Raw genomic sequence first — 21,035 nt, forward strand, 5'->3', positions numbered from 1 at the left:
CATGCATTCAGTCACCGTCGGTTTGAGGGGACGCATGTATCGAGAATGCATCAGCGATGATGAAGCAGTGGGTTCCACAGCACCCGCTGACAGAAATTCAATAAAAGAAACAATAAGGTTCTAGAGCATGCAAGCTAACTCTCCGTCACAGGGGCGCCGCAGCCGCGCCTGTTCAATCAGTACGCACAAACGTCCACACATGATCTCGCTCCTGGCGCTGGCAATTGCCGGTGCCGCACAGGCGACCCCCAACTCAGAAGTTTCCTCGGTCAATATTCCGGGCACCCTCCAGAGCGCAGTAGGTTGCGCTAGCGATTGGGATCCCTCCTGTGAAGCATCCCAGCTGACCTACGATGCGGAAGACGACCTTTGGCAGGGCACCTTTACGTTGCCCGCGGGAGGCTATGAGTACAAGGTGGCACTCAATGGCGGCTGGGATGAAAACTACGGAGCCAATGGCGACGCGGGCGGCGGTAATATCGTGCTCGGTATCACCGAGGAGCGGGAAGTAAAGTTTATTTACGATCACGAGAGCAACTGGATCGCCGACAATGTCCGCCACACTATCGTGACCGCCACCGGCGATTTCCAGAGCGAACTGGGGTGCCCCGACGACTGGCAACCCCAGTGCTTGCAGAGCCTGATGCAGGATGTAGATGGCGACGGTGTTTACACCCTGATTACCGATGCCATTCCCGCAGGGGACTACCAGATGAAAGCGGCCCTGCACGAAGGCTGGGATGAGAGCTACGGGCAGGACGGCGGCAACATCGCCTTCACGGTAGAAGACGGCAAAGAGGTTTACTTCGCCTTCGATAGTAATACCAAGAAAGTGGTGGTAAGCACCGATGGCGTACCCCGTGGCGACCTGAGTACGGACAAGGCACACTGGGTCGATACCACCACCATTCTGTGGCCGGTTAACCTGCCGGAGGGCGGCAGTGCCAAACTGGTGAGTAGTGCCGACGCCGCGCTTACGCTCGGCCCCGATGGTGTAGCCGGTGATAGCGAAGTTGCGCTGGCTCTGAACACCGACGGTGCCTCCGAAGCAACTGCGGCCAAATTTCCGCACTTGAGTAACAGCACCGCTTTCACGGTACCGGCTACGGTGGATATTGCCGACCTGATCAAAGGTCAGCTCGCGGTTGCCATTTTTGACGCGGATGGCGCCATCGTCGATGCCACCGGTATTCAGACTCCGGGTCTTCTCGATGCGGCCTTTGCTTACGACGGCACCCTCGGCGCCACCGTAGGAGACACAGCCATCGAATTTGCGCTCTGGGCACCCACGGCCAAATCGGTGAAGGTACATCTGTTCGATACCGCAGGGCAGTTCGACCCCAGCGCCCATATTGTGATGAGCGAAAGCAACGGAGTGTGGACGGCGTCCACCAGCATCGACTGGAATCGCAAGTTCTATCTGTACGAGGTGGAGGTCTACTCCTACGCAACCCGCGAAATCGAAACCAACTGGGTCACCGACCCCTACTCCCTGAGTCTGTCCACTAATTCCCACAAGTCCCAGATCGTCAACCTGAATGACGTCGACCTGAAACCGGAAGGCTGGGACTCATTGATCAAACCGGCGCTGACGGCGCCGGAAGATATTTCCATTTACGAGCTGCACGTGCGCGACTTCAGTATCAAAGATGACATGGTCAGCGAAGCGGCACGCGGTACTTTTGCCGCCTTTGCCGAAGACGGTCGCGGCAGCCTGCACCTGGCGGAGCTGGCCGCAGCCGGACTTACCCATGTGCACCTGCTGCCCGCGTTCGACTTCGCCACCGTGAACGAGGATCGCAGCGCACAGAAAACCACCGAAGACCTCAGCGTCTACGCCCCCGACAGTACCGAGCAGCAGGCGGCGGTGAATGCCATCCGCGATGAAGACGGTTTCAACTGGGGTTACGACCCGCTGCATTTCACCGTGCCGGAGGGCAGTTATTCCACCAACCCGAATGGTGTGCAGCGGATTATTGAATTCCGCGAGATGGTGCAGTCCCTGAGCGAAATGGGCCTGCGGGTAGTGATGGACGTGGTGTACAACCACACCAGCTCCTTTGCCCAGTACGACAATTCCATTCTCGACAAGATCGTTCCCGGCTATTACCACCGCCGCAATGGCGAGGGCTTTGTGGAAATGAGCAGCTGCTGCGCCAACACCGCCAGCGAGCACACCATGATGGAAAAGCTCATGCGTGATTCCATGATGACCTGGGCCACCGCCTATAAGGTCGACAGCTTCCGCTTTGACCTCATGGGCCATCACACCAAGGAAAATATCCAGAATATCGCCAGCGATCTGCAGGCACTCACCACGGAAGCCGACGGCGTAGATGGGTCTTCCATTTACCTTTACGGCGAGGGCTGGAACTTCGGTGAAGTGGTGGACGATGCGCGCTTCGTACAGGCCCGCCAAGGCAATATGGCAGGCACCGGGGTCGGCACCTTCAACGACCGCATCCGCGACTCCGTGCGTGGCGGCAATCCGTTTGGTGGCTTCGAGGAACAGGGCTTCGGCACCGGCCTGTTTACCGACAGCAACGGCAAATTCGGTGGCGACGATGAGCGCGCAACCCTGCTGACACTGGCCGATAAAGTGCGCATCACTCTCGCCGGCAACCTGGCGGATTATGTGCTGGAAACTTCAGACGGCACCGAGATGACCGGCGCCGAGCTGGTCTACAACGGCCAACCCACCGGCTACACCGCCGACCCGCAGGAGTCGATCAACTACGTTGCCGCTCACGATAACGAAACCCTGTTCGACGGCATTCAGATCAAGGCCAACAGCACCACCAGTGTTGCCGACCGCGTGCGCCTGCAGAACTTCAGCACCTCCCTGGTGATGCTTGCCCAGGGTGTGCCGTTTATCCACGCCGGCCAGGAAATCCTGCGCTCGAAATCCATGGACCGCGACAGCTACAACTCCGGTGACTGGTTCAATGCCATCGACTTCTCTCTCGCCACCGATAACTGGGGTGCCGGCCTGCCGATTGCGGACAAGAACGAGGACAACTGGGGGCTGATGGCACCGCTGCTGGCCAACCCGGATATCGCACCGCAGCAATCCGACCGCGAGTTCGCGCTGGCGGTATTCAAGGAGTGGTTGCAGATCCGTCGCAGCAGCGGCCTGTTCCGTTTGCCCACCAAAGAGGCGGTGCAATCGGTGGTGTCCTTCGCCAATACCGGACCGGAACAGATCCCAGGCCTGATCGCCATGCACCTGAACGACCCGGCGGGCGACTTCGATGAAGAGACCTCGCAGATTCTGGTGTTGTTCAACGGTGGCTCAGAGGCTCAGGAATTCACCCTGGAATCTGCGGCAGAACTGCCGTTCGCGCTGCACCCGGTACAACAGAATTCTGCGGATACAGCACTGATGGATGCGGCGGTAGCGGCCGGTGTATTCAGCGTACCTGCGCGCACCACCGCAGTGTTCACTCTGGCACGGGCAGATGACAGCTCTATTCCGGAGGAGGAGGAAGAGGAAGAATTCGAACAGCCGGAAAATCCAGGCAATGACTCCAGCGGTGGCGCTACCGGTTTTGCGCTGCTGGCATTGCTCGCCGCTGCGCTGTTGCGTCGTCGCCGGATCTAAACCAAAAGTCACATTCTCAAGAATAAAAAACCCGGCAATTTGCCGGGTTTTTTATTCCGATTCGTTCGCGATTACTTCAAATAGCCCTGCGGGTTCTGCGACTGCCAGCGCCAGGTATCTTCCACCATGCGCTTCAGATCAAACTCCGCTTTCCAGCCCAGCTCTTTTTCCGCATAGGTCGGGTCCGCATAGCACTCGGCAATATCACCGGGGCGGCGAGGCACTATCTGGTAGGGAATTTCCTTGTCCGCGGCATCGGCAAATGCGCGCACGATCTCCAGTACCGAGCTGCCGCGACCGGTGCCCAGGTTATAGGTGTAACAACCGGTATCGGTGTCTTCCTTGTTCAGCTTGTTCAACGCCGCCAAGTGGCCGCGGGCGAGGTCGACCACGTGGATATAGTCGCGCACGCCGGTGCCGTCCGGAGTGGCGTAGTCGTCGCCAAAAACCTGTAAATGCGGCAGGCGGCCAACGGCCACCTGGGCCACATAGGGCAACAGGTTGTTGGGAATACCCGCCGGATCTTCACCAATGGTGCCGCTCTCGTGGGCGCCAATGGGATTGAAGTAGCGCAGCAGGCTGATCTTCCACTGGCTGCCCGGCGCGTTGCTCAGATCCCGTAGAATATCTTCCACCATCAGCTTACTGGCACCGTAGGGATTGGTGGCACCAGTAGGGAAATCCTCGCGAATGGGCACCGTTGCCGGATCGCCGTAGACGGTGGCAGAGGAACTGAAGATCAATTGATGCACGCCAGCCTGCGCCATCACCTCACAAAGAGTGAGGGTGCCAGCAACATTGTTCTGGTAATAGCGCAAAGGCTGGGAAACTGATTCGCCGACAGCCTTGAGGCCGGCAAAATGAATTACCGCCTGCACCTCGTACGCGCGGAAAACCTCACCCAGGGCATTGGCATCGGTAATATCCACATTGTGGAAGGGCACAGAGCGGCCGGTAATCGCCTCTACGCGGCGCAGCGCTTCTTCACTGCTGTTACACAGGTTGTCGACCACCACGGGCTCAAAACCCGCCTCAATCAGTTCTACACATGTGTGACTACCGATGTAGCCGGCGCCCCCGGTTACCAAAATCTTCATAGACTTCCTTATTTCAGGTTCTCCGGACTGGTATCCCACACTCGGTGCGACCGGTCCCGGTGGGCCAGAATACTAACCCGTGTTTGTGAGCGCTATTTTACGCGCTTAACCCGCCTCGCAAAACTGACACCAGATTCTACCCATCTTGGCCCTATCCACCTTTCAAGGCCACAGCGCTGACTATCCTGAAAGTGCGGGACCTGATAGCAGGCCCCCTGTTGCGACAGCTGCATCGTCGCGCAATCAATAGGTAATAAAGATAGCGTTCTCGCGCGTCAGCGCTCTTAAGCATTCGTTGCGAGATGTTTTCGCGGTCATCACACGCTGCAGCGCAGTAGGTACTCCACGGCAGGAGACCGTTTACTGACGCGGTACGCTACAGGGAGTCGTAAACCATGTCGATATTCAATCACTACCTGGAACGCTATGAGGCGATTCAGGAAGAAGAACTCACCATCCAGGAATACCTGGAGCTGTGTAAAAACGACCGCAGCGCCTACGCCTCGCCCGCCGAGCGCATGCTGATGGCCATCGGCGAGGCCGAGCTGGTGGACACCTCCCGCGACCCGCGACTCTCACGCATCTTCTCCAACAAAGTGATCAAGCGCTATAAGGCGTTCGGCGAATTCTATGGAATGGAGGAAGCCATCGAGCAGATCGTTTCCTTCTTCCGCCACGCGGCCCAGGGCCTGGAAGAGAAAAAGCAGATTCTGTATCTGCTGGGCCCGGTGGGCGGTGGTAAATCTTCTCTGGCAGAGCGCCTGAAGGCCCTGATGGAGCAGATCCCCATCTATGCCATCAAGGGCTCTCCGGTATTTGAATCACCGCTGGCACTTTTCTCCCCGTCCGAAGACGGACAGATCCTGGAGGAAGATTACGGTATCCCGCGCCGCTACGTGAATACCATCATGTCACCGTGGGCGGTAAAACGCCTGCACGAGTACCAGGGGGATATCAGCAAATTCAAGGTCGTGAAACTGCGCCCGTCCATTCTCGACCAGATCTCCATTGCGAAAACGGAACCTGGTGACGAAAACAACCAGGATATCTCCGCACTGGTGGGCAAGGTGGATATCCGCAAACTGGAAGATTTCCCGCAAAACGATCCGGATGCCTACAGCTTTTCCGGCAGCCTGTGCCGTGCCAACCAGGGCATGATGGAATTTGTGGAAATGTTCAAGGCGCCGATCAAGGTGCTGCACCCGCTGCTGACCGCCACTCAGGAAGGCAACTACAACAGTACCGAAGGCCTGGGCGCGATTCCATTCAACGGTGTGATCCTTGCCCACTCCAACGAATCCGAGTGGCAGTCCTTCCGCAACAACCGCAATAACGAGGCGTTCCTTGACCGCATCTATATCGTCAAGGTGCCCTACTGCCTGCGGGTTCAGGAAGAAATCAAGATCTACGACAAGTTGCTGGAACACAGTTCTCTATCAAAAGCGCCCTGCGCGCCGGATACCCTGCGCATGCTGGCGCAGTTCTCGGTATTGTCGCGCATCAAGAACCCGGAAAACTCCAGCGTCTTTTCCAAGATGCGGGTTTACGATGGCGAAAACCTGAAAGACACCGACCCGAAAGCGAAAACCATCCAGGAATACCGCGACAACGCGGGTGTGGATGAGGGTATGAACGGACTGTCCACCCGTTTCGCATTCAAGATCCTGTCCAAAGTATTCAACTTCGATGCTACCGAGGTAGCGGCCAACCCGGTACACCTTCTGTATGTACTGGAGCAGCAGATCGAGCAGGAGCAGTTCCCGCCGGAGATTCAGGAAAATTACCTGGGCTTTATCAAGGAATACCTGGCGCCGCGCTATGTGGACTTTATCGGCAAGGAAATCCAGACCGCATATCTGGAATCCTACGCGGAATACGGCCAGAACCTGTTTGACCGCTATGTAACCTACGCAGATTTCTGGATTCAGGATCAGGAGTACCGCGATCCGGAAACCGGCGAGATTCTCGATCGCGCGGCCCTGAATGAAGAGCTGGAAAAAACCGAGAAGCCGGCAGGCATTTCCAACCCGAAAGATTTCCGCAACGAGATCGTCAATTTTGTGCTGCGCGCCCGTGCGGGTAACCAGGGCAAAAACCCGGACTGGAGATCTTACGAGAAGCTGAAAGCGGTGATCGAGAAGAAGATGTTTTCCAACACCGAAGATCTGCTGCCGGTTATCTCTTTCAACACCAAGGCCTCTGCAGACGACCAGAAAAAACACGCAGACTTTGTGGCGCGCATGGTTGAGCGCGGCTACACCGAGAAACAGGTTCGCCTGCTTTCCGAGTGGTATCTGCGGGTACGCAAGTCTCAGTAACCGAAGCAGGTGGTTCCGGCGATATTTAGTGGCGGTGCAGGTGCCATTTTCGTCCCACCCTACTCTGCAAGGCTGATTTTTGTTTATTGAAAACAGGACAGTGCGCAGAAGTTAATTGTGAAGGTGCTGCTGCCGGTGGCAGCACCGCCACTCAAGGCCTGAAGATTCCGGGTCCGAGGCAGTACTATGAGCTACATCATCGACCGTCGCCTGAATGGCAAGAAGAAAAGCACCGTCAATCGCCAACGCTTTTTGCGGCGCTATAAATCCCATATCAAGAAAGCCGTCGGCGAAGCCATGAACAGCCGCTCCATTACCGATATGGGCGCCGGTGAAAAGATCAGCATTCCCACCCGCGACCTCAACGAGCCCATTTTTTCCAATGGCCGTGGCGGCCATATGGAACAGGTACTTCCGGGTAATAAGGAATTTGTTACCGGCGACCGCATCCCTCGTCCCGGCCAAGGCCAGGGACAGGGGAGCGGAGGCAGTGGCGCCAGTGACAGCGGTGAAGGCATGGATGAATTTGCCTTCCAGATTTCCCAGGAAGAGTTCCTTGAATTTATGTTCGAAGGCCTGGAGCTGCCCAATATGGTCAAGCGAAAGCTCGCCGGGAATGATTCCTTCCAGGTGGTGCGCGCCGGTATCAGTAACGAGGGTACACCCGGCCGTCTGAACGTGGTGCGCTCCATGCGCGCAGCCAATGCGCGGCGTATAGCACTCAGCGGAGGCAAGCGCCGCAATCTCAAATTACTGGAGCAAGAGCTTGAGGTCGAAGAGAACAAGGATCCGGCGCTGCGGGATCAGCGCAAGGTGGATGGACTGCGCCTGAAAATTGAAGAATTGAGAGCGCGGGTAAAACGCATTCCTTTCCTCGACGACTTTGACCTGAAGTACAACCTGCTGGTGAAGCAACCACGCCCCAGCTCAAAGGCCGTGATGTTCTGCCTGATGGATGTATCAGGCTCCATGAACCAGGCCACCAAGGATATGGCGAAGCGGTTTTTCCTGCTGCTGTATCTATTTCTACAGCGCAGTTACGAATACACCGAGGTGGTTTTTATCCGCCACCACACCAGCGCCAAGGAAGTGGACGAACAGGAATTCTTCTACTCCCGCGAAACCGGCGGCACCATCGTATCCAGCGCCCTGAAAATGATGCGCGACATTATGCGCGAGCGCTATCCCGCCAGCGAGTGGAACATCTACGGTGCCCAGGCATCCGACGGCGACAACTGGAATGACGACTCCAGCACCTGCCACAAGATTTTGATCGACGACATCATGCCCCACGTGCAGTACTACTCCTACGTGGAAATCACTCCGCGAGACCACCAGGCTCTGTGGGATGAATACCAGAGTGTGGCCCATGTGTTCCCGGATCACTTTGCCATGGAACAGATTATCGATGTCGGGGACATCTACCCGGTATTCCGCCAATTATTTACTCAGAAGGTTGCCACCTGATGCTCGATACAGCAGTCACTACCAAGCAGCCCATCTCCACCACTTCCGAGTGGACCTTCGAACTCATTCAGGAGTACGACCGGGAAATTGCGCTGCTGGCCAAGGAGTTTGGCCTCGACACCTATCCCAATCAGATAGAAGTCATCAGTTCCGAACAGATGATGGACGCTTACTCCTCCGTAGGTATGCCAGTAGGTTACAACCACTGGTCCTTCGGTAAGCAGTTCATTAGCGTGGAAAACAATTACCAGCGCGGCCGTATGGGGCTGGCCTACGAGATTGTGATCAACTCCAATCCATGTATTGCCTACCTGATGGAAGAGAACACCATGACCATGCAGGCGCTGGTGATTGCCCACGCCAGCTACGGTCACAACTCTTTCTTCAAAGGAAACTACCTGTTCCGCACCTGGACCGATGCCAGCAGCATTATCGATTACCTGCTGTTTGCAAAAAACTATATCGCCCGCTGCGAAGAGCGCTACGGTGTGGATGAAGTGGAATCCCTGCTGGACAGCTGTCACGCGCTCATGAATTACGGTGTAGACCGCTACAAACGCCCCTACCCGATTTCTGCCCACGAGGAAGAGCGCCGCCAGAAAGAGCGCGAGGAATATCGTCAGCGCCAGCTGAATGATCTCTGGCGCACCATTCCCAAGCTGGGTGCTGGTGACGAGGAGGCGCCGGTACGGCGCTTCCCCGACGAGCCGCAGGAAAACATCCTGTATTTCATCGAAAAGAATGCGCCGCTACTGGAAAACTGGCAACGGGAACTGGTACGTATTGTGCGCAAAATGGCGCAGTACTTCTATCCACAGCGCCAGACCCAGGTGATGAACGAAGGCTGGGCCACTTTCTGGCACTACACTCTGCTGAACGAGCTGCATGCCCGTGGCAAAGTGACCGATGGCTTTATGATGGAGTTCCTCACCAGCCACACAAGCGTCATCTATCAGCCACCCTACGACAGCCCCTACTACAACGGTATCAACCCCTACGCGTTGGGCTTCAACATTTTTACCGACCTGCGTCGTATCTGCGAGAACCCCACCGATGAAGACCGGGCCTGGTTCCCGGATATCGCCGGCACCAACTGGAAGGAAACCCTGCAGTTCGCCATGCGCGACTTCAAAGACGAGAGCTTTATTCTGCAGTTCCTGTCACCCAAAGTAATGCGGGATATGAAATTGTTCTGCATTTCCGATGACGATCGGGAGAAGGAAATCGAGGTCGGTGCCATTCACAATGAGGATGGCTATCGTGAACTGCGGGCAAAGCTGGCGGGTCAGTACAATCTGGGCAACCGCGAGCCGAACATCCAGGTGTATTCCGTGGATACACGCGGTGACCGCTCCATCACCCTGCATCACACCCAACACCAGCGCCGGCCACTGGGCAAAGATACCAGCGAAGTCCTCAAGCATCTGCACCGTCTATGGGGATTTGACGTGCACCTGCACAGCCTCAACGGTGATGAGATCACCGCAAGTTACCACTGTCCGGAAATGGGAAGAGACCGCTCGGAAGAGGAAGAATCCATGCTGGTACCCAAGCCGATCTGAGATCGGCTTGTGGACTACTATTTTGAACGCCTGAAAGGCGGTGCGGGGGGAACCCCGCCGGTGATCAGGCGTCGAGCAACAGATTGATGCGTCCCACCAGCTCGCCGCGGTCGCAAGTGGCCGCAACCACAGCATCCGCACCGGCATCCAGCCAGCGCTGCTGATTCGTATCACCTTCCGGTGCAATCAGCAGAACACTCAAAGAAGAGAATTCGCTGCGCGAGCGCAGCATATCCAGTATCTGAAAACCATTTACACCTTCGAGATTGCAATCCAGCACCAGCATTGCGGGCTTGCCGCAGGCAAGCATGGCACCCGCGCTGAAGGAGTCGCTGGCCAGATCCACGTCACACCCGGCCTGCTGCAGCTGCTGGCGACCGGCAATCATTTCCGGCGAATCGGACACCAGTAGAACCTTGCGTGTGGCACTACCCAGTTCCGCAGGCACCGGCATAGCGTTATCGCGCAGGAAACCGACAAAATCCTCCACACAGATGCGGTGGTCACCGCGCCCCGGAAGCTTGTAGGCCTTCAGCTGGCCACGCTCAATCCAGCGGATAACCGTACGGAAATTTACCCCACAGTACCGGGCCGCTTCCCCGGTGGTAAGAACATGCACTTCGCTCATTTTATTACTATCCCCCACGAATCGCGCATTTAGTTATTAATTATGCTGAATTAAACCAAATAAACAGGCGTTAATTCTATGCCTATATATATTTAACGAACCAACAGACATATCCCTCAATAAAAGTTTGATAGCCACGGTTGACAGTTATGACAGGTTAAATAGAATGGACCATATGTTGTTACAGGTCATTTAACCAGCGACAACAGGCGCCATCTACCTCGATCCTGTAGCCTTTTGTAACGAATTTCGGGCTACTCCTTTTAGTCGGGTTATTTTGGCGCAAACGAGCTTGTTGGGATTCTCTCTTCACGAATACCCTAAGACCCTGGGCCCCCTTGTAATTTCGGGGCCTTTTTTTTATCTTCCCGACCCTCCAATTTCCTAGTATTTACCTGAGTCGACGCCGTTTCTGGCGCGTTTTATCTCAGGTTTAGCGGCATTTATGGCACTTTTCGCCTTTTCCCTTCGCTTCCGGCCATTTGCCTCGATCACCGAGGTCATTTCGCCCAGTTCTCCGAGATTCCGCCGATGAAGATCTACCTGGTTGGCGGCGCGGTCCGCGACAAACTCCTTGAGCGCCCTATTCACGAGCGCGACTGGGTCGTGGTCGGCGCCACCGAAACCGAGATGCGCGAGCGTGGTTTTCGCCCGGTAGGCAAGGACTTCCCAGTATTCCTGCACCCGGACACCGATGAGGAGTACGCCCTGGCCCGCACCGAACGCAAGAGCGGCCACGGCTACGGCGGCTTTACCGTCTACGCCAGCCCCGAGGTGACCCTCGAGCAGGATCTGCAACGCCGCGACCTCACCGTCAACGCCATGGCAGAGACCGAGGACGGAGTGATCGTCGACCCTTACGGCGGACAAGCCGACCTGGCAGCCCGTAAGTTACGCCACGTTTCCGACGCGTTCAGCGAAGATCCCCTGAGAATTCTCCGTGTAGCCCGCTTTGCCGCGCGCTACGCACCACTGGGTTTTACCGTCGCTGATGAAACACTGACACTAATGCGCACCATGGTGGATGCAGGGGAGGTGGAGCACCTGGTAGCGGAGCGGGTGTGGAAGGAAGTGAGCCGGGCCCTGACCGAGCCGCGCCCCGACATCTTTATCAGCACACTGCGTGCCTGCGGTGCCCTGGAGATACTGCTACCGGAGGTCGATCGCCTGTTCGGGGTACCGCAGCCGGCATTGCACCACCCGGAAATCGATACCGGGGACCATATATTGCGCGCACTGCGCCAGGCGCCGGCGACCCTGCCCGTGCGATTTGCGGTGCTGGTACACGACCTGGGCAAAGGCATTACTCCCCAGGAGGTCCTGCCAAGCCATCGCGGCCACGAGGCCGCCGGCCTGCCGCTGGTAAAAGCGGTGTGCCAGCGGTTGCGCGTGCCCAACCCGATCACCGCGCTCGCTCTCGGTGTATGTGAGTACCACCTTCACTGCCACAAGGCATTTGAATTGCGCCCGCAGACCCTGCTCAAGTTGCTGCGCGCACTGGATGCCCTGCGCAAACCCGAGCGCTTCGAGCAGTTTCTGGAAAGCTGTGAGGCAGATGCCCGCGGCCGGCTCGGACTGGAAGACCGCGAATACCCCCAGGTGGACTACCTGCGTGCCGCCCGGAAAGCCGCCGCCAACGTGGACCCTCAGGCCCTGATCGCCGAAGGCTTCGCCGGGGCCGAACTGGGTAAAGCACTGGACCGCGCGCGCCTGCAGGCACTTGCGCACCTAAAGGGTAGCTACGGCGCCCCTCAGGTTTAACCCCCGCCCCCGGCAATCCATCCAAGGAGCATCACAATGGCCACAGTCCTGATCACCGGCGCCGCCGCCCGCCTCGGCCGCGCCATTGCCGAAGAGCTGCACCGGGACCACCAGGTCATCATTCATTATCGGCAATCCGCCCGGGCCGCCCTGGCGCTGGTAGACACACTGAATCAGCGCCGTGCCGGTTCCGCCGCCGCGGTTCAAAGCCGTCTCGCCGGAGCAGAGGACTGCCAGCAGCTGGCGGATTCCGCCCTGGCCTGCTTTGGCGAGATTACCGCACTGGTCAACAATGCCTCTGCGTTCTATCCCACCCCCATTGGCGACGCCACCGAACAGCAGTGGGAAGAGCTGATGGGCAGCAACCTCAAGGCCCCGTTCTTTCTCAGCCAGGCGCTGGCTCCCGCGCTGGCGGAACAGAGTGGCTGCATCGTCAATCTTGCGGATATCCACGCGGACAAGCCCATGCCCAGCCACCCAATTTACAGCTCGGCCAAGGCCGGCCTAGTGATGTTGACCAAGAGCCTGGCACGAGAACTGGCACCGAGGGTACGTGTGAATGCGGTGGCGCCCGGGGCAATTCTGTGGCCAGAACAGGAGGGTGAAGGCTATAACAAGGAACAGATACTGGCGCGCATCCCAATGCAGCGCAGCGGTGACCCGACAGACATCGCCCGAACCGTGCGCTTTCTGGTCGCTGACGCCCCCTACATCACTGGTCAGGTGATTGCCGTCGATGGCGGTCGCAGCCTGAATATTTGAGTTGTTTACACGTTTAGCGCCCGAGGTATTTCAGTGAGCGAAAAACAGTTTATTTCTGCCCAGTCCCTGCTGGACGATTCCTATACCCTGGCTCTGAAAGTCGTGGAAAGCGGCTTTCGGCCGGACTACATCGTCGGCGTCTGGCGCGGCGGCGCCCCCATTGGTATTGCGGTTCAGGAGATGTTCGACTTTCTCGGTTTTCACGCCGACCATATCGCTATCCGCACATCGTCTTACTACGGTGTCGATCAACGCCAGAAAGACGTGAAGGTGCACGGCCTCACTTATCTGATCAAGCAGGTCGAATCCCATGAGAAAATGCTGATCGTGGACGACGTGTACGATACCGGGCTGAGTATCCAGCAGGCGATCAAAGATATGCAGAAAGCCTGCAAAAAGAACACACCGGAAATCCGCATCGCCTGCCCCTACTTCAAACCCAGCCGCAACCAGACAGAAATGGAGCCGCACTACTACCTGCACGAGACCGATCAATGGCTGGTGTTCCCCCACGAGCTGCAGGGTTTGAGCGAGAAAGAAATCCTCGAAAACAAGCCGGAGCTGCGCAAGCACGAGGCGCTGCTGCGCAGACTCAAGAACGGCGGTTGATTGTTGGTGGATGCGCTGCGCTTATCCACCCTACAAAACTCGCGCCCTGCAGGCGAACTTTCGAGCACTCCGCGCCGTTCGCCTGCAAAGCAGGCCTCTATCTCAAGTGGTATCAAAAACTATCGCGAGAGCGGAAATATCAACGCCCTTTACGCTTACGATAATCCCGTGACGCTGCGGTACGCGCTACAGTGCCCCGACTGTATTGCATCAACCGGAGCCAATCATGAGCCATTCCCTCGATAGCCTGCTGCGTCCCTTCGAGCACAAATCTCTCAAGCTGCGCAACCGCGTCGCCATGGCCCCCATGACCCGCACCGCCTCGCCGGGCTATGTACCCAATGACCAGGTAGCCGGCTACTACCGCCGCCGCGCCGAGGGCGAGGTGGGCCTGATCATTACCGAAGGCACTTTTGTCGGCCACCCCGCTGCCAACGGTTACGAAAATGTGCCGGCCATTTACGGCGATGAAGCCATGGCCGGCTGGAAAAAAGTCGTGGATGAAGTACACACAGCGGGCGGCCAGATTATTCCGCAACTGTGGCATGTGGGCGCGGTACGCAAGGAAGGTACAGGCCCGGATAAATCCTTCCCCGCCCATTCCCCTTCCGGTCTGTTCAAACCGGGCAAGCCTAACGGACAGGCGATGGGCAAACAGGATATCCAGGACACTATCAAAGCCTTCGCCGATTCCGCCCTTGCCGCCAAGCAGGCTGGCTTCGATGGTGTCGAGATTCACGGCGCCCACGGCTATCTGGTAGACCAGTTTTTCTGGGAAGGCACCAATGTGCGCGACGACGAGTACGGTGGCTCACTGGAAAACCGCACCCGTTTCGCGGTGGAAATCGTGGAAGCCGTGCGCGATGCCGTGGGTGAGGACTTCGCCATCGTGCTGCGCTACTCCCAGTGGAAACAGCAGGATTACGAAGCGCGCCTCGCCCGTACCCCGCAGGAACTGGAGCGCTTCCTGAAGCCGCTGGTGAATGCCGGTGTGGACATCTTCCACGCCTCCACAAGACGTTTCTGGGTGCCGGAATTTGAAGGTTCCGATATGAACCTGGCGGGCTGGACCAAGGAGCTCACCGGCAAGCCGGTCATCTCCGTGGGCAGCGTTGGCCTGGATGACGACTTTATCGGCGGCAACAACCAGGGCATGGGCGGTACCGCCAACCCCACCGGCCTGGACGAGCTGGTACGCCGGATGGATAACAGCGAGTTCGACATGATCGCCGTAGGCCGCGCGCTGCTGCAGGATCCAAACTGGCTGCAGAAGGTGAAAGATGGGCGCGAAGAGGAGATTGTGCCGTTTACCAAGGAGGCGCTGGCGAGCTTGAGCTGAGTCGTTCAAATCCGAGTGGTGGATGCGCTGCGCTTATCCACACTACAGCGCACTTTCTACCACGCATTCTGTAGGAGCCTGCCCTGCAGGCGAACGATCGAACACCTCGAACTACTCGCCTGCAAACAGGCTCCTACGAACACACGATAAGAGCACGATAATAATCGGCACTTTATTGCACTGGCCAGTCAAACTCCACCGGCCACAAATTTTGCGAAGTCTGATCGTAAGCTTCCCACAATTGCTGATAGGTTTTCCCTTCGAGCGGGTGCTCGGTATCCGGAGCCAGTTCGGATAAAGGCAGTAACACAAACGCATTCTTGAGAATCTCGCCCCGCGGCAACTTAACACCATCCACTTCGCCGGTGAGATCATCAAAAGTCAGGATATCGATATCCAGTGTGCGCGCGCTGAACTTCGGACCACTGCGCAGGCGGCCGTTGGCATCCTCGATATCACGTAGCTTTGATGCCAGCCCGCCCACCGACAATTCGGTTTCAATGGCGGCGACCAGGTTATAGAAGTTGTCGCCGTCGAAGCCTACCGCTTCACTTTCGTACACCTGCGACATTTTCAGATCACCAAACGCTTCCACCAGCGCGTCGAGACCGGCGCTCAGGTGTTTTTCACGATCGATATTACTGCCGAGACTCAGGTAGACGGTCGCCATGATTCAGGCCTCCGCACTTTGTTTGCTACCACGGTCACTGGATCCCCCGCGCTCTATTACCACACCCACATCGCGGGCGCCGCGTACGGCGCCGGGCTTGGAAAGACGCAGGCGCAACCAGCTTACCTTGAATTCTTTACGCACAATGTCCGCGGCCTGCTCGGCCATGGTTTCCACCAGTAGAAATTCGCTTCCCTCGATAAACGCAATCAGGCGTTTGGCTACGGCCTTGTAGTTGAGAGTGTGCTCGATATTGTCGGTGCGGGCGGCCTCACGGATATCGAAGGCCATTTCCAGGTCCAGGCTGACGGTCTGGCGAACTTCCCGCTCCCAATCGTAGATGCCAATAATGGTGTCGACCTTGAGATCGCGGATATAAACGATGTCCAAAAGCTGTCTCCTTTTATTCCGCTGCTATTTATTGTGTTTCGAGGTTGCGTCGAGGGCGCCGGTCAATTCAGTCAGTGGCCAGCGGGGGCGCACATCGATCGCAAGGTCACTTTGCTGCCCGGCCTGCAGTCGCAAACAGCCGGCGTAGGCAATCATGGCACCATTGTCGGTACAGAATTCCTGACGCGGGTAGTACACGCTGCAGCCATCTTCGGCGAGGCGCGCTTCCAGGCGCTGGCGCAGTAACTTATTCGCGGATACGCCACCGGCAATTACCAGGGTTTTGCGCTTTGACTGCTTGAGTGCACGACGACACTTGATGACCAGAGTGTCCACCACCGCCTCCTGGAATGCCGCAGCGATATCCGCGCAGGTCTGCTCATCCGGCAGCCCGTCCTCCAGTGCGTGCTGTTGCACGGTGGTGAGCGTGTAGGTTTTCAGACCGGAAAAGCTGAAATCGAGCCCCGGGCGATCGGTCATGGGGCGCGGAAAGGTAAAACGCAGCGGATCGCCCTTTTCCGCCAGTGCGGCAAGGCGCGGGCCACCGGGGTAATCGAGGTCCAGCATCTTCGCGGCCTTATCGAAGGCTTCGCCGGCCGCATCATCCAGAGATTCGCCCAGCAATTCGTACTGGCCCAACCCCTGTACGTCCACCAGCTGGGTATGGCCACCGGAAACCAGCAGCGCCACGAATGGAAATTCCGGCGGATTCTCTTCCAGCATGGGCGCGAGCAGGTGGCCTTCCATATGGTGCACACCGATGGCCGGCACATCCCAGCCGTAGGCAATGGCGCGGCCGGCACAGGCGCCCACCATCAGCGCGCCGATCAGGCCGGGGCCGGCGGTATAAGCGACACCGTCGATCTGTTCCGGCCTGGTGTTGCTTTGCGCCATCACCTCGCGCACCAGCGGCAGCAGTTTGCGCACATGGTCACGACTGGCCAGTTCCGGCACAACGCCGCCGTAATCGGCGTGCAGTTTCACCTGACTATAAAGAGTGTGACCGAGCAGACCCTGCTCACTGTCGTACAGGGCGACGCCGGTTTCATCACAGGAAGTTTCTATGCCGAGTACTCGCACGGTGCCGGATATTTCCTCAAAAATTGAAAATTAACCGAGCGGACCACAAAAACGGACATTTTGCCGATTCGGACCCGGTTGCGGGGGCGCTATCATACTCTCAGATGGACCAGAAATCCGCCGTACGGCCCGGCGGGCGGGGGAAATCAGGACTATATTTACCTGCCTTTCCAGCAACCCTCCACCGACCCCGGTGCCCTATGGCCGGCATGTTTCAACGGGTCACACTTGATTGACGGGTTTAGGTCCACAAGGCTTGCGAAGGCCAAATCATCTGTATAGAATTTGCGCCCTCGCTGTGAACCGGCCTCCGGCCTGATCTGCGAGATCAACGTTAGCCGGATAGGCCCCGCCAGATCCACACGAGCCATGCTCTATGGATTTTGGCCGAGAGAAACAATTTTACAGGTAATCTAATGCCATCAGTACGCATCAAAGACAACGAGCCATTTGACATCGCTCTGCGCCGCTTCAAGCGCTCCTGCGAGAAAGCCGGTGTACTCTCCGAAGTACGTCGTCGTGAGTTTTACGAGAAGCCCACTTCCGTTCGCAAGCGCAAGGCTGCTGCCGCTGTTAAGCGTCACGCCAAAAAACTGCAGCGCGAAAACCGCAAGTTCCAGCGTCTCTACTGAGTTTTACCGGACTTGAGTCCGGTCTCTCGCTCACAGCACGCTGACGCGAACGCGGTTCGCGATCTGAAACGGCGCCCGAGGCTACCTCGCGCGCCGTTTTCTATTTCTGGAGCCCCCTCCAAAACGCTGCCACTTCAGCAGCACCTCCACAGGCGCTATGCTTAGCCGCCTGAACCCGAATTCTTACTTCCGCAACCAGAACGGACGACACCCGATGAGCACACTCAAGGAAACCCTCTCCACCGCCACCAAAGACGCCATGAAGAACCGCGACAAAGCGCGCCTGGCGACCCTGCGCCTGATCAATGCGGAGATCAAGCGGGTAGAAGTGGACGAGCGTATCGAGCTGGACGACGCGCGCATCCTGGCCCTGCTGGATAAGATGACCAAGCAGCGTCGCGACTCCATCACCCAGTACGAGAAAGCGGGCCGCCCGGAGCTCGCGGAAGTGGAGCAGCAGGAAATCGACGTGATCCAGGACTTCCTGCCGGAGCAGCTGTCCGAAGCGGAAATCCAGCAAATCGTCACCGCCGCTGTCCAGGAAACCGGTGCCAGCAGCATGGCGGATATGGGCAAGGTGATGGCACTGGTTAAACCCCAGGTGCAGGGCCGCGCCGATATGGGTGCGGTGAGTAAGCTCGTCAAAGCCGCCTTTTGAGAATCACAGCAAAACTACTGCGCGGGCGCCTGACGGCGTCCGGCGGTGCTCGGAATGCTCATGTACTACTTGTACACTCCGCTTCCTGCGCTCCGGCGGCCACCGCCAGCCACCCGCTCGCTACGTTTTGCAGCGATTCTCAGTGGTTTAAATAGGCTAGTAATTATTTATGGCAGGCAAGATCCCGCAGTACTTTATCGACGACCTGTTGGCCCGCGCCGACATAGTTCCGGTGGTCGATAGCCGGGTCAAACTGCGCAAGACCGGAAAAAACTATTCCGCCTGCTGCCCGTTTCACGACGAAAAAACACCTTCTTTCACCGTAAGCCCGGACAAACAGTTCTACTACTGCTTCGGCTGCGGTGCCAGCGGCAATGCGGTCGGCTTCCTGATGGAGTACGACCGCCTGCCCTTCCCGGAAGCGGTCGAAAAACTCGCGGCGAGCCTGGGCCTGGAAGTCCCGCGGGAAAAACTCGATGCAGGCCAGATCAAACGCCAGCAGGAGAGCCAGTCTCTCTATCAACTCACCGAGAAAGCCGCCGACTTCTACCGGGAAAAACTCCGGGACCACAAGGTCTCCACCCCGGCCATCACTTACCTGAAAAACCGCGGTCTTTCCGGCGCTGTGTGCAAGGAATTCGGCATCGGCCTGGCCCCGCCCGGGTGGGACAATCTGCTCAACCAGCTGGGCACCAGTTCGGAGAAAGCGGAGCAGCTGGAGCTGGCCGGCCTCGCTATCCGCCGCCAGGACAGTGATGGCAAGACGGAACCGGGCAAGCGCCACCACTACGACCGCTTCCGCAACCGCATCATGTTCCCCATCCGCGACCAGCGGGGACGCACCATCGCCTTCGGCGGCCGGGTGCTGGGGGACGATAAGCCGAAATACCTGAACTCCCCGGAAACCCCGATCTTCCACAAGGGCCGTGAGCTCTACGGCCTGTGGGAAGCGCGCCAGGCCAACCGCGAGCTGAAGCGACTGATCGTGGTGGAAGGCTATATGGACGTGGTGGCCCTGGCCCAGTTCGATATCCGCTGCGCTGTGGCCACCCTAGGCACCGCCTGCGGCGAAGACCATATCCAACTGGCCTTCCGTCATACCCAGGAACTGGTGTTCTGCTTCGACGGCGACAAGGCCGGCCGCACCGCCGCCCGCCGCGCCTTAGAAGCTGCACTACCGCATATGCAGGACGGCCGCAGCCTGCGCTTCCTGTTACTGCCGGAAGGGGAAGACCCGGACACCCTGGTGCGCCAGATTGGCGGCGAGCGCTTCGACAAACTGATCGACGAACAGGGCCGCCCCCTGGAGGACTTCCTGTTCGACCTGCTGGGTGAGGGCATCAATATCCAGACCATGGACGGCCGCGCACGCCTGTCGAAAGCCGCCGCGCCGCTGCTCGACCTCCTGCCCAAAGGCGTCTACCGCCAACTGATGTTCCAGCAACTGGCGCGGCGTACCGGCCTCGAACAGGACATGCTGGAAGAAATCATCGCTGCGGAAAAAGCCCGCAGTGCGGAGCTCGCCCGCCAGGCCCAGCCCGCGCCAAAACCGGCGCAGAAGCAGGCCCCCGGGCCCGCCGCGATGGCGCAGCCCGGCGAACCCACCGCCCCCCATTTCGGCGAAGAAATACCCCCCGCGGAAGCCTACGACGGCCCCCCGATTGAAGACGAATATACCGCGCCGCCACCGGACTACCCGGACGACCGCGGCCCGGGCAACACGCCCCGCCGGCGCAGCGGACAGTACCGCCTGCCCGCCGAGCGCATGCTGATCGCCCTGCTGCTGCACCACCCCCAGCTGGCGGAGCTGATTGACGACAGCAGCCGCTTCCAGAACAGTGATGACGCGGATTTGCAGCTGTTTGGGGAAATTCTTCAGGTACTGCACAAAAACCCGGCGCTCAACAGCAACCAGCTGTTCGGTCGCCTGATGAACCTGGAAAGCAAGGAAGCCCGCGAACTGCTGCCCCGCCTCGCCATGAGCCACCCGATCATCGGCGGCCAGGGCCAGGTGCTGGAATACGACCCCCACACCGAGTTCAGTGACTGCCTGCGCACCCTGGAGCTCGCCGCGGAGCGCCAGCGCAAGCGGGAACTGCTCGGCCAGCTCAAGACCAACGGCAACCAGCTGAGCGCCGAGCAACTGGCGCTACTGGCGCAGTTTCGCCCGAAGAAAGACTAAAGCCGAAGCGAAGGTGCTGATACCGGGTATGCCTTTGTGAGACCTTCACCGCCATGGATGGCGGTGCAGAGCCCCCAGGGACGGGTTCACGGCGTGTCGCACAAAGGCATACCCGGTAGCGGCACCGCCACAAAAGCAATTCAAATCTACCCCTTGAATTTCAAGGCGCCATCACCATATAGACTGACCCGCCGCCCAAAGCGGCGGGAAGCCAAAGACAAGCGCGCCCGGACACCCTGAACCACGCCTTCTGCCTTGACAGTCACAGTGGTTATTGCT

Annotated in this window: 16 protein-coding genes and 1 other RNA gene; 12 read left to right on the forward strand and 5 right to left on the reverse strand. The window is 58.2% G+C overall.

All coding sequences use genetic code 11. The annotated features are described in order from the left end of the window. Positions 1 to 127 precede the first annotated feature (127 nt). The gene (pulA, locus tag AU11_RS11890; protein WP_231491878.1) at positions 128 to 3,601 is read left to right on the forward strand and encodes a pullulanase-type alpha-1,6-glucosidase; all 3,474 of its coding nucleotides are present in this window, start codon (positions 128 to 130) and stop codon (positions 3,599 to 3,601) included. A gap of 71 nt (positions 3,602 to 3,672) precedes the next feature. Here the strand turns inward: pulA and galE are convergent, their stop codons facing one another. Continuing rightward, positions 3,673 to 4,698 carry a UDP-glucose 4-epimerase GalE gene (gene galE / locus AU11_RS11895; RefSeq protein WP_043319579.1) on the reverse strand — a complete coding sequence of 342 codons (1,026 nt, stop codon included), beginning with the start codon at positions 4,696 to 4,698 and terminating at the stop codon, positions 3,673 to 3,675. Between the two features lie 395 nt (positions 4,699 to 5,093). Here galE and AU11_RS11900 point away from each other — a divergent pair, with 395 nt between their 5' ends. The 3 genes from AU11_RS11900 to AU11_RS11910 all read left to right on the forward strand — a co-directional run bounded on the left by AU11_RS11900 (position 5,094) and on the right by AU11_RS11910 (position 10,045). Next, positions 5,094 to 7,016, forward strand: coding sequence for a PrkA family serine protein kinase (locus tag AU11_RS11900; RefSeq protein WP_043319580.1), 1,923 nt, complete (start codon positions 5,094 to 5,096; stop codon positions 7,014 to 7,016). A 186-nt stretch (positions 7,017 to 7,202) separates the two neighbouring features. Then, the gene (locus tag AU11_RS11905) at positions 7,203 to 8,483 is read left to right on the forward strand and encodes a YeaH/YhbH family protein (protein WP_043319581.1); all 1,281 of its coding nucleotides are present in this window, start codon (positions 7,203 to 7,205) and stop codon (positions 8,481 to 8,483) included. Next, on the forward strand, positions 8,483 to 10,045 hold the full coding sequence (locus AU11_RS11910; protein ID WP_043319582.1) for a SpoVR family protein: 1,563 nt from the start codon (positions 8,483 to 8,485) through the stop codon (positions 10,043 to 10,045). Before AU11_RS11905 ends, AU11_RS11910 begins: the two co-directional genes overlap by 1 nt. A 64-nt stretch (positions 10,046 to 10,109) precedes the next feature. On the opposite strand, the gene AU11_RS11915 is transcribed toward AU11_RS11910, so the two are convergent. Beyond that, positions 10,110 to 10,673 (reverse strand): response regulator, encoded by a 564-nt coding sequence (locus AU11_RS11915; protein WP_043319583.1) that lies wholly within the window; start codon positions 10,671 to 10,673, stop codon positions 10,110 to 10,112. A gap of 531 nt (positions 10,674 to 11,204) precedes the next feature. Here AU11_RS11915 and AU11_RS11920 point away from each other — a divergent pair. The 4 genes from AU11_RS11920 (at position 11,205) to AU11_RS11935 (ending at position 15,144) form a co-directional block, all read left to right on the forward strand. Then, complete coding sequence (locus AU11_RS11920; RefSeq protein WP_043319584.1) at positions 11,205 to 12,434, forward strand: multifunctional CCA addition/repair protein; 1,230 nt, start codon at positions 11,205 to 11,207, stop codon at positions 12,432 to 12,434. 36 nt (positions 12,435 to 12,470) lie between these two features. Then, on the forward strand, positions 12,471 to 13,196 hold the full coding sequence (locus AU11_RS11925; protein WP_043319586.1) for a pteridine reductase: 726 nt from the start codon (positions 12,471 to 12,473) through the stop codon (positions 13,194 to 13,196). Positions 13,197 to 13,229: 33 nt separating this feature from the next. Then, positions 13,230 to 13,805, forward strand: a complete 576-nt coding sequence (locus AU11_RS11930; protein ID WP_043319587.1) for a phosphoribosyltransferase — start codon at positions 13,230 to 13,232, stop codon at positions 13,803 to 13,805. A gap of 226 nt (positions 13,806 to 14,031) precedes the next feature. Further along, on the forward strand, positions 14,032 to 15,144 hold the full coding sequence (locus tag AU11_RS11935) for an NADH:flavin oxidoreductase (protein ID WP_043319588.1): 1,113 nt from the start codon (positions 14,032 to 14,034) through the stop codon (positions 15,142 to 15,144). 172 nt (positions 15,145 to 15,316) lie between these two features. Here the strand turns inward: AU11_RS11935 and folK are convergent, their stop codons facing one another. The 3 genes from folK to tsaD are packed head-to-tail and all read right to left on the reverse strand — an operon-like array spanning position 15,317 to position 17,284. Further along, entirely contained in the window at positions 15,317 to 15,814 is a 498-nt protein-coding gene (folK, locus tag AU11_RS11940) for a 2-amino-4-hydroxy-6-hydroxymethyldihydropteridine diphosphokinase (protein WP_043319589.1), read from the reverse strand. A gap of 3 nt (positions 15,815 to 15,817) precedes the next feature. After that, positions 15,818 to 16,204, reverse strand: coding sequence for a dihydroneopterin aldolase (folB, locus tag AU11_RS11945; protein ID WP_043319590.1), 387 nt, complete (start codon positions 16,202 to 16,204; stop codon positions 15,818 to 15,820). A gap of 24 nt (positions 16,205 to 16,228) precedes the next feature. Next, the gene (gene tsaD / locus AU11_RS11950; RefSeq protein ID WP_051687215.1) at positions 16,229 to 17,284 is read right to left on the reverse strand and encodes a tRNA (adenosine(37)-N6)-threonylcarbamoyltransferase complex transferase subunit TsaD; all 1,056 of its coding nucleotides are present in this window, start codon (positions 17,282 to 17,284) and stop codon (positions 16,229 to 16,231) included. Positions 17,285 to 17,700: 416 nt separating this feature from the next. Here tsaD and rpsU point away from each other — a divergent pair, with 416 nt between their 5' ends. The 4 genes from rpsU to dnaG all read left to right on the forward strand — a co-directional run bounded on the left by rpsU (position 17,701) and on the right by dnaG (position 20,756). Continuing rightward, entirely contained in the window at positions 17,701 to 17,916 is a 216-nt protein-coding gene (gene rpsU, locus AU11_RS11955; RefSeq protein ID WP_043319591.1) for a 30S ribosomal protein S21, read from the forward strand. Between the two features lie 214 nt (positions 17,917 to 18,130). Then, positions 18,131 to 18,574 carry a GatB/YqeY domain-containing protein gene (locus AU11_RS11960; RefSeq protein WP_043320466.1) on the forward strand — a complete coding sequence of 148 codons (444 nt, stop codon included), beginning with the start codon at positions 18,131 to 18,133 and terminating at the stop codon, positions 18,572 to 18,574. Between the two features lie 60 nt (positions 18,575 to 18,634). Continuing rightward, positions 18,635 to 18,709: non-coding RNA, sX9 sRNA (locus AU11_RS18125), on the forward strand. A 34-nt stretch (positions 18,710 to 18,743) separates the two neighbouring features. Continuing rightward, a complete protein-coding gene (dnaG, locus tag AU11_RS11965; RefSeq protein ID WP_043319592.1) occupies positions 18,744 to 20,756 on the forward strand; it encodes a DNA primase in 2,013 nt (670 codons plus the stop codon). Positions 20,757 to 21,035: the final 279 nt, after the last annotated feature.

It is taken from the genome of Microbulbifer sp. HZ11, from assembly GCF_000708675.1.
GTDB lineage: Bacteria > Pseudomonadota > Gammaproteobacteria > Pseudomonadales > Cellvibrionaceae > Microbulbifer.

Coding starts and splice junctions, on each gene's coding strand:
- pulA (WP_231491878.1), top strand. CDS start 128: ATGCAAGCTAACTCTCCGTCACAGGGGCGCCGCAGCCGCGCCTGTTCA.
- galE (WP_043319579.1), bottom strand. CDS start 4,698: ATGAAGATTTTGGTAACCGGGGGCGCCGGCTACATCGGTAGTCACACA.
- AU11_RS11900 (WP_043319580.1), top strand. CDS start 5,094: ATGTCGATATTCAATCACTACCTGGAACGCTATGAGGCGATTCAGGAA.
- AU11_RS11905 (WP_043319581.1), top strand. CDS start 7,203: ATGAGCTACATCATCGACCGTCGCCTGAATGGCAAGAAGAAAAGCACC.
- AU11_RS11910 (WP_043319582.1), top strand. CDS start 8,483: ATGCTCGATACAGCAGTCACTACCAAGCAGCCCATCTCCACCACTTCC.
- AU11_RS11915 (WP_043319583.1), bottom strand. CDS start 10,673: ATGAGCGAAGTGCATGTTCTTACCACCGGGGAAGCGGCCCGGTACTGT.
- AU11_RS11920 (WP_043319584.1), top strand. CDS start 11,205: ATGAAGATCTACCTGGTTGGCGGCGCGGTCCGCGACAAACTCCTTGAG.
- AU11_RS11925 (WP_043319586.1), top strand. CDS start 12,471: ATGGCCACAGTCCTGATCACCGGCGCCGCCGCCCGCCTCGGCCGCGCC.
- AU11_RS11935 (WP_043319588.1), top strand. CDS start 14,032: ATGAGCCATTCCCTCGATAGCCTGCTGCGTCCCTTCGAGCACAAATCT.
- folK (WP_043319589.1), bottom strand. CDS start 15,814: ATGGCGACCGTCTACCTGAGTCTCGGCAGTAATATCGATCGTGAAAAA.
- rpsU (WP_043319591.1), top strand. CDS start 17,701: ATGCCATCAGTACGCATCAAAGACAACGAGCCATTTGACATCGCTCTG.
- AU11_RS11960 (WP_043320466.1), top strand. CDS start 18,131: ATGAGCACACTCAAGGAAACCCTCTCCACCGCCACCAAAGACGCCATG.
- dnaG (WP_043319592.1), top strand. CDS start 18,744: ATGGCAGGCAAGATCCCGCAGTACTTTATCGACGACCTGTTGGCCCGC.